Source organism: Falsiroseomonas sp., assembly GCF_051860665.1.
GTDB lineage: Bacteria > Pseudomonadota > Alphaproteobacteria > Acetobacterales > Acetobacteraceae > Falsiroseomonas.
The window spans coordinates 222218-236759 of the sequence record NZ_JBHYDM010000005.1 but is presented as its reverse complement, the minus strand read 5'-3'; the positions used below and the strand labels follow the sequence as shown (position 1 = coordinate 236759).

The 14542-nt window shown below is 72.1% G+C and carries 17 protein-coding genes; 10 read left to right on the top strand and 7 right to left on the bottom strand.

Annotation, left to right across the window (positions count from 1 at the left end; translation table 11 throughout):
• Positions 1 to 14: 14 nt before the first annotated feature.
• The 3 genes from yihA (at position 15) to argB (ending at position 2099) form a co-directional block, all read left to right on the top strand.
• The gene (gene yihA / locus ACTIF1_RS07800) at positions 15 to 659 is read left to right on the top strand and encodes a ribosome biogenesis GTP-binding protein YihA/YsxC (protein ID WP_439595892.1); all 645 of its coding nucleotides are present in this window, start codon (positions 15 to 17) and stop codon (positions 657 to 659) included.
• A gap of 101 nt (positions 660 to 760) precedes the next feature.
• Positions 761 to 1099 carry a hypothetical protein gene (locus ACTIF1_RS07795; protein WP_439595823.1) on the top strand — a complete coding sequence of 113 codons (339 nt, stop codon included), beginning with the start codon at positions 761 to 763 and terminating at the stop codon, positions 1097 to 1099.
• A gap of 115 nt (positions 1100 to 1214) precedes the next feature.
• Entirely contained in the window at positions 1215 to 2099 is an 885-nt protein-coding gene (argB, locus tag ACTIF1_RS07790; protein WP_439595822.1) for an acetylglutamate kinase, read from the top strand.
• A gap of 12 nt (positions 2100 to 2111) precedes the next feature.
• Here argB and ACTIF1_RS07785 read toward each other — a convergent pair whose 3' ends face one another.
• Positions 2112 to 3275, bottom strand: a complete 1164-nt coding sequence (locus tag ACTIF1_RS07785; protein ID WP_439595821.1) for a DUF2336 domain-containing protein — start codon at positions 3273 to 3275, stop codon at positions 2112 to 2114.
• A complete protein-coding gene (locus ACTIF1_RS07780; protein WP_439595820.1) occupies positions 3272 to 4576 on the bottom strand; it encodes a diguanylate cyclase domain-containing protein in 1305 nt (434 codons plus the stop codon). The genes ACTIF1_RS07785 and ACTIF1_RS07780 overlap by 4 nt, the downstream gene beginning before the upstream one ends.
• Before the next feature lie 150 nt (positions 4577 to 4726).
• Between ACTIF1_RS07780 and dapD the strand changes: the two genes are divergently transcribed.
• The 4 genes from dapD to ACTIF1_RS07760 all read left to right on the top strand — a co-directional run bounded on the left by dapD (position 4727) and on the right by ACTIF1_RS07760 (position 8390).
• Complete coding sequence (gene dapD, locus ACTIF1_RS07775) at positions 4727 to 5566, top strand: 2,3,4,5-tetrahydropyridine-2,6-dicarboxylate N-succinyltransferase (RefSeq protein WP_439595819.1); 840 nt, start codon at positions 4727 to 4729, stop codon at positions 5564 to 5566.
• Between the two features lie 7 nt (positions 5567 to 5573).
• A complete protein-coding gene (dapE, locus tag ACTIF1_RS07770; RefSeq protein ID WP_439595818.1) occupies positions 5574 to 6707 on the top strand; it encodes a succinyl-diaminopimelate desuccinylase in 1134 nt (377 codons plus the stop codon).
• A gap of 113 nt (positions 6708 to 6820) precedes the next feature.
• Positions 6821 to 7315: a hypothetical protein gene (locus ACTIF1_RS07765; protein WP_439595817.1), complete on the top strand. Its 495-nt coding sequence runs from the start codon at positions 6821 to 6823 to the stop codon at positions 7313 to 7315.
• Positions 7316 to 7343: 28 nt separating this feature from the next.
• Entirely contained in the window at positions 7344 to 8390 is a 1047-nt protein-coding gene (locus ACTIF1_RS07760; RefSeq protein ID WP_439595816.1) for an Ldh family oxidoreductase, read from the top strand.
• Positions 8391 to 8397: 7 nt separating this feature from the next.
• Here ACTIF1_RS07760 and truA read toward each other — a convergent pair whose 3' ends face one another.
• Genes truA through def form a run of 3 tightly spaced genes read right to left on the bottom strand, consistent with a single transcriptional unit; the run spans position 8398 to position 10601 of the window.
• Positions 8398 to 9159 carry a tRNA pseudouridine(38-40) synthase TruA gene (truA, locus tag ACTIF1_RS07755; protein ID WP_439595815.1) on the bottom strand — a complete coding sequence of 254 codons (762 nt, stop codon included), beginning with the start codon at positions 9157 to 9159 and terminating at the stop codon, positions 8398 to 8400.
• Positions 9160 to 10041 (bottom strand): methionyl-tRNA formyltransferase, encoded by an 882-nt coding sequence (fmt, locus tag ACTIF1_RS07750; RefSeq protein ID WP_439595891.1) that lies wholly within the window; start codon positions 10039 to 10041, stop codon positions 9160 to 9162.
• Positions 10042 to 10064: 23 nt separating this feature from the next.
• A complete protein-coding gene (gene def / locus ACTIF1_RS07745; protein WP_439595814.1) occupies positions 10065 to 10601 on the bottom strand; it encodes a peptide deformylase in 537 nt (178 codons plus the stop codon).
• Between the two features lie 161 nt (positions 10602 to 10762).
• Here def and ACTIF1_RS07740 point away from each other — a divergent pair, with 161 nt between their 5' ends.
• The 3 genes from ACTIF1_RS07740 (at position 10763) to ACTIF1_RS07730 (ending at position 12336) form a co-directional block, all read left to right on the top strand.
• Positions 10763 to 11269, top strand: a complete 507-nt coding sequence (locus tag ACTIF1_RS07740; protein WP_439595813.1) for an Hsp20 family protein — start codon at positions 10763 to 10765, stop codon at positions 11267 to 11269.
• A 58-nt stretch (positions 11270 to 11327) separates the two neighbouring features.
• Positions 11328 to 11582: a DUF1150 family protein gene (locus ACTIF1_RS07735; protein WP_439595812.1), complete on the top strand. Its 255-nt coding sequence runs from the start codon at positions 11328 to 11330 to the stop codon at positions 11580 to 11582.
• Between the two features lie 70 nt (positions 11583 to 11652).
• Positions 11653 to 12336 (top strand): DJ-1/PfpI family protein, encoded by a 684-nt coding sequence (locus ACTIF1_RS07730; RefSeq protein ID WP_439595811.1) that lies wholly within the window; start codon positions 11653 to 11655, stop codon positions 12334 to 12336.
• Here ACTIF1_RS07730 and hpf read toward each other — a convergent pair.
• Both hpf and rpoN read right to left on the bottom strand, forming a co-directional pair.
• On the bottom strand, positions 12333 to 12935 hold the full coding sequence (gene hpf, locus ACTIF1_RS07725) for a ribosome hibernation-promoting factor, HPF/YfiA family (RefSeq protein WP_439595810.1): 603 nt from the start codon (positions 12933 to 12935) through the stop codon (positions 12333 to 12335). The two genes, ACTIF1_RS07730 and hpf, sit on opposite strands and share 4 nt — an antisense overlap.
• A 76-nt stretch (positions 12936 to 13011) precedes the next feature.
• On the bottom strand, positions 13012 to 14502 hold the full coding sequence (rpoN, locus tag ACTIF1_RS07720; RefSeq protein WP_439595809.1) for an RNA polymerase factor sigma-54: 1491 nt from the start codon (positions 14500 to 14502) through the stop codon (positions 13012 to 13014).
• Positions 14503 to 14542: the final 40 nt, after the last annotated feature.

The following is a 14542-nucleotide window of genomic DNA, read 5'->3' as shown; positions in this document are numbered from 1 at the left end:
GGCTGGCGGAGGCGGTGGATGACGAGCAGCGCGCCGGGTTGATCGAGGCCGGGCGCCTGCTGTTTGCCCGGCCCTGCACCTTCTTCTACGCCTCCCAGGCCATCAATCAGCTGCCCCCCCTGGCGGGGCCGGAAGTCGCCTTCTGCGGCCGCTCCAACGTGGGCAAATCCTCCCTGCTGAATGCCCTGACCGGCCAGAAGGCCCTGGCGCGCGTCTCGGTCACGCCGGGGCGCACCCGGCAGCTGAACTTCTTCCGCTGCGATGAGGGCCAGCTCACGCTGGTCGACATGCCGGGCTATGGCTATGCCAAGGCCTCCAAGACGGTGAAGGAGGACTGGCAGGGGCTGATGTTCGACTTCCTGCGCGGCCGGCCGACGCTGCGGCGCGTGCTGCTGCTGATGGATGCGCGCGTCGAGACCAAGCCCGCCGACCGCGCCGCGATCGAGTTGCTGTCGGACGCCGCCGTCGCCTTCCAGATCTGCATCACCAAGGTCGACGACGTGAAGAAGGCGCAGCTGGAGAAGCGGATCGGGGAGCTGGAGGCGATCGTGAAGAAGCGCGCCGCGGCGCATCCGCTGATCCTGGTGACCAGCAGCGAGACCGGGCAGGGCATTCCCGAATTGCGGGCCGAGCTGGCCGCCGTGGCGCGCCTGGGCTGAGGCCCGGCCTTCATTGCTGATTAACTTGGACGGGCGCAGGCTTGCCGCCGCGCATGCCCGATCGGCGGGCGGCGCCTGCCCCGATCCGAGGATTCTCGCTGATGTTCCGACGCCTGGCCCTGGCCGCCGTCCTGCTCGCTGCCGCCGCGGCACCCGCCGCCGCGCAATGCGACACCCGCTTCACGCTGGTCAACAATTCCGGCAGCCAGGTGAACGAGTTCTATTTCGGCCCCTCCTCCAATTCGAACTGGGGGCGTGACCGGCTGGGCGAGAATGTGCTGCCGAATGGCCGGCAGGTGAGCTTCACGCCGGGCGGCCGGGGTGGCGCCTATGACTTCAAGGTGGTCTGGGCCAATGGCGAGACGGCGGAGCTGATGCGGGTCAATATCTGCGAGGCCTCCCAGATCATCGCCACGCGCCGCGGCATCGAGGCCCGCTGAGGCGGCCCGCCGGGTCCCGGGGGGCCGCTGTCCCCCGGTCTTGACCCTGGCCGGCAAAGGCCGCAAACCGCGCCGCCCGCGGCGGAAGGTCCCGGGCCGACCGGGGACGCCTGCCATGACCGACGACGCGCTCGACCAGATGGCGATCCTCGCCGGCGCGCTGCCCTTCCTGAAGCGCTACGACGACCAGATCGTGGTGGTGAAGTACGGCGGCCACGCGATGGGCGAGGAGGAGACGGCGCTGCGCTTCGGCCGCGACATCGCGCTGCTGGAGCAGGTGGGCGTGAACCCCGTGGTGGTCCACGGCGGTGGGCCGCAGATCAATGCCATGCTCAAGCGCCTCGGCGTGAAGTCCAGCTTCGTGCAGGGCCTGCGCGTGACGGATGAGGAAATGCTCGACGTGGTCGAGATGGTCCTGGCCGGCCCGGTGAACAAGCAGGTCGCCTCCGCCATCACCCGCGCCGGTGCCATCGCCGTCGGCATCTCCGGCAAGGATGGCGGGCTGATCCAGGCGCGCAAGCTGACCCGCACCTATCGCGACCCCGACAGCCATATCGAGAAGGTGCTCGACCTCGGCTTCGTCGGCGAGCCGGAGCGGGTGGACCCCCGCGTGCTGCAGCTGCTGATCGGCGCGGATATCGTGCCGGTGGTGGCGCCGGTCGGCGTCGGCGCCGATGGCCAGACCTACAATATCAACGCCGATACGGTGGCGGGCGCCATCGCCGGCGCGCTGGGCGCGGAACGGCTGCTGATGCTGACCGATGTGCGCGGCGTGCTCGGCCCGGATGGCCAGCTGATCCCGGAGATGACGGTGGCCGAGGTGAAGGCCGGCATCGAGGCCGGCTGGATCTCGGGCGGCATGATCCCGAAGGTCGAGACCTGCATCTATGCCGTGGAGTGCGGCGTGAAGGGCGCGGTCATCGTCGATGGCCGGGTGCCGCATGCGGTGCTGCTGGAGCTCTTCACCGGCCAGGGCGCGGGTACGCTGATCCGCGCCTGAGGCGCGGGCGCGTCAGGCGGGCAGCCCTTCCAGCAGCTCCGCCTGCCATTGCAGCTCGGCCTCCCCCAGCGCCCAGCGGCCCTCCTGGGTCGGGTGCACCACTTCCGGCGGGCTCAGCCCGCCCAGCACCACCTGCACCTCCGCCGCCAGCTGCGCGGACCAGCCGGCGCTGTGGCAGAGGCCGGCGATGGCGCGGCCGCTGCGCAGCGCCAGCGCCGCCTCCACCCGCGCCTCCGTCACGCCGGCGGCCAGGGCCAGGCGGCCGAGCAGCAGGTCGCGGTCGCCGGCGCGGGCCGCGGCGAACAATTCGGCCTCCGCATCCGCGCCGCGTGCCTTGGCCGAGAGCTGCGCGGCGACGCGGCTGCGCAGCGTCGCGGCCAGGCCGGCCGGCAGGTCGGACCGCGCGGCCAGGACCCGCAGCAGATGGTCGGTCACGATCTCCCCCAGCGCGCGGGCGGCCCCGGCCGGCAGCTGGTGGCGCCGCACCAGGGCGGCCTGCCAGCTCGGCCGGTTGCCGGCGCCGGCCACCAGCCGGTCCAGCGTCGCCTCCCGGATCGCGGCGGAGGGATTGGCCAGCAGGGCGGCTACCGCCTGCCGGTCCGTCGTCTCGGCGATCGCATCCGCCAGGGTCTCGCTCAGCGCCGGACGCCGGGCGACGGCGCGGCGGGTGGCCGGCGCCGGCGGATCGGCGACCAGGCCGAGCAGATCGGCCTCCGTCAGCAGCGGGGAGAAGCGGATCACCGGCTCCGCCACCGGCATGGCGGTATCCCGCGCCAGGCGCAGGATCAGCGCGCGCGGCGCATCCGGCATTTCCCGCACCGCGGCGGCGATGGCGGCGCGCACTTCGGTGGCGGTATCCTCCACCAGCAGCGCCAGGGTGCCGGCGGAGAGCCGGGCCTTCCGGCCTGGCGCATCGGCGGAGAGGCTGGGGGCGAGCGCCGCGATGCGCCGGGCCAGTTCGCGCCGCACCGCCGCATCGCTGTCCGCCGCCAGCAGCCGGTCCACGGCGGGCGGCGTGGCGGCATGGGCGGCGACCGCCTGGCGCACCTCCGCCGCGGGATCCGCCGCCAGGAAGGTGAGCAGCTCGGGCGAGGTGCCGGGCAGCCGGGCCACGGCGGCGCGGGCCTGCGCATCGCCATGCCGGGCGGCATGGCGGGCTTCGGGACTATCGGTCACCGCCGCCGCTCGCCCCGCGCGCGCTTGGCCGCATACATGGCGGCATCGGCGCGGGAGAGCAGCTCCGCCACCGTGTCCCCGGGCTCCGAGACGGCGATGCCGATGCTGGCGCGCAGCGCCTGCGGCCCGGCCTCCGGCCATTCGGGCAGCGGCCCGGGATTGCCGAGCGCCGACATCCGGCAGGCCGCCTCCGCGGCGCAGGTGCGATGCAGCCAGAGGCAGAATTCATCGCCGCCGAGCCGCGCCGCCAGGTCCTGCTGCGCGGCCGCGGCGCGCATCCGGGCGGCGACGGCGCGCAGCGCGGCATCCCCCGCCTCGTGCCCCAGGCGATCGTTCAGCGGCTTCAGCCCGTCCAGGTCCAGGAAGACCAGCGCGCCGCCTTCCGCCAGGTGGTGCGGCAGCGCGGCGAGGAAGCCGCGGCGGTTGAGCAGGCCGGTCAGCGGGTCGCCGTTCGCCGCCACGGCCAGGGCCTGCTGGTGCAGCATCTCCGCCCGCAGCGCCGCGATGGGCAGGGCCAGGGCGGCCAGCAGGTCGCGCTCGTCAGGGTCCAGCGGCGGCTGGTCCGGGCTGCGCCAGGCCAGCAGGCAGGGGCCGCATTCGGTGGCGGCCAGCGCATGATGGCCGGGCACCACCGGCCGCCCGGGCGGGGGCAGCAGGTGCAGCGGCGGCGCGCTGCGCACGAAATGGGCCACCTGCCACGCCTGGCCCTCGGGGATCAGCACCGCCGCCCCTTCGCAGGACAGGGCGGCGGGCAGGGCAGAGAGCATGGCGCCCAGCGAGGCCTCCGCCCCGCCCTGGCGCTGGCCCAGGCGCAGCAGGCGGCCGAGCGCATTGGCCCGGCGCAGCGCGCGCGCCGCCACCTCGCCCCGCCGCTCCGCCGCGGTGATGTCGCGCGCCGTGCCGCGCAGGCCCTCGCCATGCCGCAGCAGGGTGAATTCGAGGCAGGCCCGGTCGCCATCGGCGCAGGTCAGCCAGGCCTTGATCATGCGCTGCCGGCCGAAGGTGCCGAGGCCGAAGGGGCTGGGCCCGGGCGCCGCCAGCAGCGCGGAGGCGGGGGTGCCGATCAAGGCCTCCGCCGCATGGCCCAGCACCAGCTCGGGCGCCAGGAAGGTGAAGCGCCCCTCGGCATCCGTCTCGAAGAGCAGATCGGCCGACAGCAGCGCGAAGTCGCGCCAGCGGGACCGGCTTTCGATCAGCGCCGCGGCCAGCGGCTCCGCATCCCCGCGCGGGGGCACCTGGCGCCGGGCCTCGCCCAGGGTGCCGGGCGGGATGCCGGGTGAGAGCGAGGGGGTTCCGTCCATGCTGGGCAGGGTAGGGGGGTGCGGGTGAAGGCGGGGTTAGCAAAGCCGGCCCGGGGTGGCCCATCTGGCGCCCGCTGCGTTGACAGCGCGCGGGCGGGCTATGCATGGTCGGCGCCGAATCCCCACCCCCGCCAGGACACCCAGCACACCATGGACACGACGACGCGCCTGCAGTCCCAGATCGAGGCGCTGTGGGACCGGCGGGATACGCTGAACGCGCAGACCCAGGGCGAGGACCGCGTGGCGGTGGAGCAGGCGCTGGAACTGCTCGATTCCGGCCAGGCGCGCGTTGCCTCCCCCGGCGCGGATGGCGCCTGGCAGGTGAACCAGTGGCTGAAGCAGGCCGTGCTGCTGTCCTTCCGCCTGAGCGACAGCGCGCCGATGGAGGTCGGCACCGGCGCCTATGACAAGGTGCCGCTGAAATTCGCCGACTGGGGCGCGAACCGATTCAAGGAAGCCGGCTTCCGCGCCGTCCCCGGCGCCATCGTGCGGCGCTCCGCCTATATCGCGCCGGGCGTGGTGCTGATGCCGTCCTTCGTGAACCTCGGCGCCTATGTCGATTCGGGCACCATGGTGGATACCTGGGCGACCATCGGGTCCTGCGCGCAGATCGGGAAGAACTGCCATATCTCCGGCGGCGCCGGCATCGGCGGGGTGCTGGAGCCGCTGCAGGCCAATCCGGTGGTGATCGAGGATGAGTGCTTCGTCGGCGCCCGGTCCGAAGTCGCGGAAGGCGTGATCGTCGAGCGCGGCAGCGTGCTCTCCATGGGCGTCTTCCTCGGCGCCTCCACCAAGATCATCGACCGCACGACCGGCGAGGTCTTCATCGGCCGCGTGCCGGCCTATTCGGTGGTGGTCCCGGGCAGCCTGCCGGGCAAGCCGCTGCCGGATGGCTCGCCGGGGCCGAGCCTCTATTGCGCCGTGATCGTGAAGCGGGTGGATGCGCAGACGCGGTCCAAGACCTCGATCAACGAATTGCTGCGGGACTAGAGGCGGGGTGAGGAACGACGTGCCGGATCCGGTGCCTCTGGCCCAGGCGCTGATCCGATGCCGCAGCGTGACGCCGGCCGATGACGGGGCGATGGCGGTGCTGGAGGCGGCGCTGGCGCCGCTGGGCTTCGCCTGCCACCGGCTGCGCTTCGGGGAGATCGAGAACCTCTTCGCGGTGCGGGAGGGGGAAGGGCCGCACCTGATGTTCGCCGGCCATACCGATGTGGTGCCGCCCGGCGCCACCGGCTGGACCGCCGACCCCTTCGGCGGGGAGGTGCGCAACGGCCTGCTGTTCGGCCGCGGCGCCACCGACATGAAGGGCGGCGTCGCCGCCTGGATTTCCGCCGTCGCGGACGTGCTGGCGCGCCGCCCCGACCTGCCCGGCACCCTGTCCCTGCTCATCACCGGCGACGAGGAAGGCCCCGCGGTGGACGGCACGGCAAAAGTGCTGGAGTGGCTGGCAAACTCGAAAAGGATCCCGGATTGCTGCGTGGTGGGGGAGCCCACCAGCAAGGCGGTGCTGGGCGATACCATCAAGGTCGGCCGCCGCGGCAGCCTGAATGCCACCCTGACCGTGCACGGCACCCAGGGCCACAGCGCCTATCCGCAGCGGGCCGACAATCCCATCCATCGCCTGGTGCGCGTGCTGGCGGCGCTGACCGGCACGCCGCTGGACCAGGGCACGGAATTCTTCGAGCCGACGACGCTGCAGGTGACCAGCTTCGACGTCGGCAACCCGGCGACCAATGTGATTCCGCCCAGCGCCACGGCGCGGCTGAACATCCGCTTCAACGACCTGCATACGGAAGCCAGCCTGACCGCGCATCTGCGCGCCGCGCTGGAAGCCGCTGCGCCGCGGCATGAGCTGGCCGTGTCCTGTTCCGGCGAATCCTTCCTCACCCAGCCCGGCCCCTTCGTCGCGGCCCTGGAACGCGCCGTGCTGGCGGAGACCGGGCAGGCCGCGAAGCTGGATACCGGTGGCGGCACCTCCGATGCCCGCTTCATCGCGCGGTATTGCCCGGTGGCGGAGCTCGGCGCGGTGGGGGCCACCATGCACAAGGCCGATGAATCGACCCCGGTGGCGGAGCTGCGGGCGCTGGCCCGCCTCTATGCCCGGGTGATCGAGGAAGTGCTCGCCTGAGCGGCGCCCCCAACCCGCCACCCCCCGCTCCGCCGCCGGAGCCGCCGCTGCGCCTGGCGATCATCGCCGGCCTGCTCGGCGCCTCGCTGCTCGCGCGTGGCCGGCCGGAGGGCATGGCGCTGATGGAATCGACGCCGGCCGGCGCCTGGCGATCCTTCGTCGCGGCGCTGATCTGCCTGCCCGCCTTCCTGGTGCTGGGCTTCTTCAACGGCACGGCGGGGGAGGGGGAGGCCACGCTGCGCCCGCTGGCGGCGCAGATGACCGGCTTCGTCTATGGCTGGGTGCTGTTCGCCCTGGTCAGCCTGCCGGTGATCGCCGGCTGGGGCCGCGCCGCGCTCTGGCCGCGCTTCCTGGTGGCCTGGAACTGGATCAGCGTGATCCAGTACCTGGCGCAGATCGCGCTGGCGCTGCTGCTGCTAGCCGGGCTGCCGGTGATCCTCGGCCAGGGGCTGACGCTGGCGGTGGTGGGCTATTCGCTCTGGCTGGAATGGTTCATGGCGCGGGCGGCGCTCGGCATCTCGGGCGGCCGGGCGGTGGGGCTGGTGGCGCTGGATGTGGCGCTGGGGCTGTTCATCGCGGGCTTCGTGCAGCGGCTGTCGCTGGGCTGATCCGCGCGACCAAGGGGGGGAAGAACGAATGACGGCACGCCATGACGTGGCCCAGCTGCGCAGCTTCGCCATCGCGGCCTGCGCGGCGGCGGGGCTCGATTCCGAAAAGGCGCGGTCGGTGGCGGAGGTGCTGCTGGAGGGCGACCTGATGGGCCACGACACGCATGGCCTGGCCCTGCTGACGCCCTATCTCGATGCGCTGCAATCCGGCGATATGCGCGCCTCCGGCGAGCCGGAGGTGATCTCCGCCACCGCCGTTGCGCAGACCTGGGACGGTCGCAAGCTGCCCGGCCCCTGGCTGGTGCGCCGCGCCATCGCCCGCGCCGAGGCGGCCTCGGCCGATGCCGGCATCGGCGTGGTCAGCATCGGCCGCTGCCACCATATCGGCTGCCTGGCCGCCTATGGGCCGCCGGTGGCCGCCGCCGGGCGGATGCTGCTGCTGACCTGTTCCGACCCCGCCACCGGCTCCGTCGCCCCCTGGGGCGGCACGCGGCGCATCTATACGCCGAACCCGCTGGCCGCCGCCTGGCCGACGCCGGAGGGGCCGGTGCTGATCGACGTTTCGATGTCCATCACCACCAATGGCATGACCGCGCGCAAGCGGGTCGAGGGCGGCCTCTTCGCGCATGAGGTTCTGCTCGATGCGGAGGGCAGGCCGACGCGCGATCCGAATGCCTTCTGGGCCGATGGCACGCTGATGCCGCTGGGCGGCGTCGAGGCCGGGCACAAGGGTTTTGCGCTGGGCCTGCTGATCGAGGTGCTGACCTCGGCGCTGGCCGGCCATGGCCGTGCCGAGGCGCCGACGGGCTGGGGCGCCTCGGTCCTGGTCATGGTGATCGACCCGTCCCGCTTCGGCGGAACGGCGGCCTTCCTGCGGGAGACCGGCTGGATGGCGCAGGCCGTGCACGCGAACCCGCCGAGGCCGGGCGGCGAGGCGCCGCGCCTGCCGGGCGAGCGCGCCATGGCGCGGCGGGCGGAGGCGCTGGCGCGCGGCGTGGCGCTGCATCCGGCGATCCCGCCGGCCCTGGCGAAGCTGGCGCAGCGGTTCGAACTGGCGCTGCCGGAGGCGGTCTAGGGCGGGCTCAGACCCAGGCCGGCGCCGGGTCATACCGGGCAAAGCGAAACACCAGCCCATCCGGCGGCGCCGTCTGGCCCGCCTTGCTGCGGTCCAGCCCCTCCAGCACCTGGCGCGGCCAGGTGACGGGACGGCGGCCCTGGCCGACCTCATGGAGCGTGCCGACGAGGTTGCGGACCTGGTGGTGCAGGAAGCTGCGCGCCTCCGCGATGATATGCACCTCCTCGCCCAGCCGGGTCACGTCCAGCCGGTCCAGGGTGCGGACCGGCGACTTCGCCTGGCAGGCGGCGGCGCGATAGGCGGAGAAATCGTGCCGGCCGAGCAGCAGCTGCGCCGCCGCATGCATCGCTTCCGCATCCAGCTTGCGCTTCACATGCCAGAACTGCCCCGCCGCCAGCGCCGGCCGCGCCGGGCGGTTCAGGATGCGGTAGCGATAGCCGCGGCCGAGGCAATCGAAGCGCGCGGACCAGTCCGGCGCCACCCGGGCGGCCGCCCGCACCACCACGGGATGCGGCTGGGTGCGGAAATTGATGGCGTCCCGCACCCGGGCCGGCGGCAGGTCCAGCGCCAGCTCCAGATCCGCCACGGCGCCTTCCGCATGCACCCCCGCATCGGTGCGGCCGGAGGCGGTGGCGGTGGGAAGCTGGCCGTGGTTCAGCGGCGCGGCCGCCTCCTCCAGCAGCTTCTGGACGCTGGGCAGCTCGCCCTGGCGCTGCCAGCCGCAGAAATGCGTGCCGTCATATTCCAGCAGCAGCGCGTAGCGCGGCATCTATGCAAGCTGGTTGGGCAGCGTGTAGCCACGCAGGAGGTCGGCGGTGGCCATGGCGGCGCGGCCGGGGCGTTGCAGGCGCAGCAGGCGTAGCGCGCCCTCGCCACAGGCCACCACATCGGGCGCCAGCAGCGTGCCGGGCGTGCCCTGCCCAGACACCGCTTCCGCCGCATGGACTCGGAGAACCTCCGCGCCGGCCTCGAAGAAGCAGCCGGGCCAGGGGGTGAGGGCGCGGATGCGGCGGTCCAGCGCCGTGGCGGGCTGGGTCCAGTCGATGCGGCCATCGGCCTTGGCCAGTTTCGGGGCGTAGGTCACGCCCTCCTCCGGCTGCGGCACGGCCGGCGGGTTCTCGTCCAGCGCACGCAGGATCAGCCGGGCGCCGATCTCGGAAAGCGCATCATGCAGCTCCGGCGTGGTGGTGCGGGGGCCGATCGGCGTGGCCTCGGCCAGCAGCATCGGGCCGGTGTCCAGCCCTTCCTCCATCTGCATGATGGTCACGCCGCTTTCGGCATCGCCTGCCACGATCGCCGCCTGGATCGGCCCCGCCCCGCGCCAGCGCGGCAGCAGGGAGGCATGGATGTTCAGGCAGCCGCGCCGCGGCGCGGCCAGCATCGCCGGCGGCAGGATCAGCCCATAGGCCGCGACCACCGCCACATCCAGATCCAGCGCCGCAAAGGCCGCATGTTCCGCCGCATCCCGCTTCACCCGCGCGGGCGTGCGCACCGGCAGGCCGAGCTCCAGCGCCGCGCGATGCACGGGGCAGGGGGTCTCCTTCTGGCCGCGCCCGGCGGGTTTCGGCGGCTGGGCATAGACCGCCACGATCTCATGCCCCGCCCCATGCAGCGCCCGCAGTGCCGGCACCGAGAAATCCGGGCTGCCCATGAAGGCGAGGCGGAGGCGCCGGCTCACCCCTGCGCCTTCAGCTTCAGTTCCTTGGCCAGCTTGCGCAGCAGCATATTGCGCTTCAGCGCCGAGATATGATCGACGAAGAGTACGCCATCCAGGTGGTCGATCTCGTGCTGCAGGCAGGCGGAAAGCAGGCCCTCGCCCTCGATTTCCTTCTTCGCCCCGGTCAGGTCCTGGTAGCGCACCTTCACGCGCGCGGGGCGCGTCACATCGGCATATTGGCCGGGCAGCGAGAGGCAGCCTTCCTCCCGCACCGCCGTCTCGCTGCTCTCGGCCACGATTTGCGGGTTCACCAGCACCAGGGGCGCGGGGATGTCGTTCTCATGCAGGTCGATCACCACCAGGCGCAGCAGCTCCCCCACCTGCGGCGCGGCCAGGCCGATGCCGGGGGCCTTGTACATGGTGGCCAGCATCCGCGCGGAGAGGTCGGCGATCCGCGCATCCCCCTCCGCCACCGGCTTCGCCTTGGCGCGCAGCCGCGGGTCCGGGACATAGAGGATGGGCAGCAGCTCTGGTTCGGTGGTCATTTCGATCATTCGCCCGTCAAACGGGCCGCCTTGGAGGAAGGGGGGAGAGGTAGCCCCGCCCCGCCCCCCTTGCAACGGCAGGCCATGCCGCCAAAATTGCAGCAAGCGGGGTGCCTTCGGGCCCCGCGAGACCAAGGCTTCGCTCCTGAGCGAGGAGGCACCTGAGACACATGTCACGACCATCCCTGTTCGGCTCGCCCCTGTTCCTCGGCTTCGATCATCTGGAGCAGATGCTCGACCGGGTGCAGAAAAGCGCCGACGGCTATCCCCCCTACAATATCGAGCAGACGGGCGAGACGCGGCTGCGCATCACGCTGGCCGTGGCCGGCTTCTCGATGGACGACCTGCAGATCACGCAGGAGGACAACCAGCTGGTGATCCGCGGGCGGCAGCGGGAGGACGGCGAAGGCCGGATCTTCCTGCATCGCGGCATCGCCGCGCGGCAGTTCCAGCGGGCCTTCGTGCTGGCCGAGGGTATCGAGGTGGAGGGCGCCTGGCTCGACAACGGCCTTTTGCATGTCGACCTGCAGAGGCCGCTGCCCGAGGTGCGGGTGAAGACCATCCAGATCGCCACCCGCGGCCAGGGGCCGCAGCGCCCCGTTGTGGGGCAGGTGCCGGTGGGCGAGGGGCGGGTCTCCGAGGCACGCCTGGCAGAGGCCCGTCTGAAGGAAAGCTGACACACCTTTCGCGTTACCTTGGCACGGGCCATGACGGCCGTGCCGGAAGGAGATGACCATGTCCGACTTCGATGGCGGCGCTGCCGAGGGCCGCATGACCCTGTCCCCGATGGCGCTGCGCAGCCTGTCCAACCTCGATTTCGCCCGGCTGGGTGCCGATGCGGTCGCCTATCTGCGCCCCGTCGTGCTGAACGGCGCGCTGGCCTTCGCCATCCACGCCGCGGATGGCACGCCGATCGGCGCCGCGCCCAATGCCGATCTGGCGGCCGCGGCGATCCGCCAGCACGACATGGAGCCGATGCTGGTGCATTGAGCCGGGCCGCGGTTCCGCCGCGCGCCGGTCCCGTCTAGCCTGCCCGGAACAACCGGGCAGGAAACCCCCCATGACGCTGAATATCGGCCTGTTGCTGTTTCCGGACGTGCAGCAGCTGGACCTCACCGGCCCCTATGAGGTCCTGGCCGGCCTGCCGGGGGCCAGGATGCACCTGGTGGCGGCGAAGGCCGGGCCGGTGCGGGCCTCGACCGGGCTGGTGCTCGCCGCGACCACCGATTTCACCGATTGCCCGCAGCTCGACATCCTCTGCGTGCCGGGCGGTGGCGGGATCGGCGCGCTGATGCAGGATTCGGCGGTGCTGGACTTCCTGCGGCGCCAGGCGCCGGGTGCGCGCTACGTCACCTCCGTCTGCACCGGCGCGCTGGTGCTCGGCGCCGCGGGGCTGCTGCGCGGCAAGCGCGCCACCACCCATTGGAATGCGCACCACCTTCTGGCGCCGCTCGGCGCCATTCCGGTGCAGGCGCGGGTGGTGCGGGACGGCAATCTCTTCACCGGCGGCGGCGTGACCGCGGGCATCGACTTCGCCCTGACCCTGGTGGCGGAGATCGCCGGCCCGGCGGTGGCGCAGTCCATCCAGCTCGGCCTGGAATACGCTCCCGCCCCGCCCTTCGACTCCGGCAGCCCGGAGAGCGCGCCGCCCGAGATCCTCGCCGGCGTGCGGGCCAAGACCGCCGCCACCCGGCAGGCGCGCGAGGCGCTGGTGGCCGAGGTGGCGGCGGGGCTGGGGGGTTAGGCGCTCTTCGGGTCGATCCAGCCGATATGGCCGTCGCCGCGGCGATAGACCACGTTGAGCCCATTGGTCGCGCGGTTGCGGAACATCAGCACCGGCACATGCGCCAGGTCCATGCGCATCACCGCCTCGCCCACCGTCAGGCGGTGGATCTCGGCCGGGGTCTCGGCCACCACGGCGGGGTGGTCGCCGGCCTGCTCCAGCGCGGGGTCGGGCGTCTCCTCCTCCTCCTCCGCATGGCGCAGCACCACCTGGCGGGCCGGCTCGGCCACCTCCGGCTCGCGCTCGCCGGCCAGGCTGCGGGCGTGGTCGTTCATGCGGCGGCGGTAGCGGCGCAGGCGCTTGGCGACATGTTCCGCGGCGACGGTGAAGGCGCGATGCGCATCGGCGCCCTCGCCCTCGCCGCGCAGGAACAGGTTGCGGCCGGCCTTCAGGTTGATGTCGCAGAGGAAGGCGTGGCCCTTGGCGTCCCGGCTGAAGGTCACGTTTGCTTCCACGGCGTGGTCGAAATACTTGCGGGAGATGACCGTCAGGCCATCCCTTACATGAGTCTTCAACGCCTCGCCGGTCTCGACCTGCTTGCCTGCGACGGTGATATGCATGCGAGCTTCGCTCCTTCCTCCGCTATGGGGAAGGCCGCGCCCGGATGGATTGGCGGCGAAGAAACCGCGCCGCGGATCAGGCCGGGACGGCCTTCTCCCGCTTGCGTTGCACCGATGATGGAATGCGCAACGCCTCGCGGTATTTGGCCACCGTTCTGCGTGCGATGTCCACTCCCTCCTTGCGCAAACGCTCGACGATCGCATCGTCCGAAAGGACATCCTCCATCGTCTCGGCGCCGATCATCTCGCGGATGCGGAAGCGCACCGCCTCGGCCGAATGGCTCTCCCCGCCAAGTGTTCCCGCGATGGCAGTGGTGAAGAAATACTTTAGCTCGAAGGTCCCGCGCGGCGTCGCGATGTATTTGTTGGCGGTGACGCGGCTCACGGTGCTTTCATGCATGGCGACATATTCGGCAACGTCGCGCAGGATCAGCGGCCGCAGATGCGCCACGCCATGGCGGAAGAAGCCGTCCTGCCGGCGCACGATCTCGGCGGCCACCTTCAGGATGGTATTGGCGCGCTGCTCCAGCGATTTCACCAGCCAGGTGGCGGATTGCAGCCGGTCCGCGATGAAGGCCTTGTCGTCGCGGGATTTCGCACCGACCACCGCGCGGGCGTGAAAACCGCGGTTCACGAGCACGCGGGGCAGCGTCTCGGGGTTCAGCTCCACCGCCCAGCCGCCATCGGGCAGCCGCTTCATCAGCACATCCGGCACCACGGCCATGGCCGGCGGCGCGTCGAAGCTGGCACCCGGCTTGGGGTCGAGGCGCTTCACCTCGGCGATCATGTCCGCGAGGTCTTCCGAATCGCACTCGCAGACCCGCATCAGCCCACGCAGGTCGCGCCGCGCCAGCATCTCCAGATTGTCCAGCAGGCGTTCCATGCAGGGGTCCAGCCGGTTGCGGTCGGCCAGTTGCACGGCCAGGCATTCGCGCAGGTCGCGGCAGAACATGCCGACGGGGTCCAGCCGCTGCAGCCGCGCCCGCACCCCGGCCACCTGCGCCACCGGGCAGCCCATGGCATTGGCGATCTGCCAGTCCTCGATGGTCATGCGCCCGGCCGGGTCGACCAGGGCCAGCATCTGCGCCGCGATCAGCCTTTCCTGCGGATCGCCGAAGGTTAGCCGGACCTGTTCGCCCAGATGCTCGCGCAGCGACTTCCGGCCATCCGCCAGGTCCTCGATATCGGAGAGGTTGTCGTCGAAATCGGCGCGCCCACCCCGGCCGCCAGACTCGGAAAAACCGCCGCCGGCGCCATCGCTGTCGTAGACATTGCCCCAATCGGCATCGAGCGGCGCGGCCGAATCGGACGGCATCTCGCCGGAGGTGGCGGCGGCATGGGTATCGGCGGGTTCGGCGGCGGGGGCTTCCGGCGCGCGCTCATCGGCCCGCGTCGCGGGTTCGGGGCGGTCGTCGCGCTCCAGCAGCGGGTTGCGCTCCAGCTCCTCCTCGACGAAGGCGGTGACTTCCACATTGCTGGACTGCAGCAGCTTGATGGCCTGCCGCAGCTGCGGCGTCATCACCAGGGACTGGGACTGCCGCAGGTCCAGGCGCGGTCCGAGTGCCACGACCCTCAGCCCCCGACCCGGCGATGCGCAGCCCTGTTCA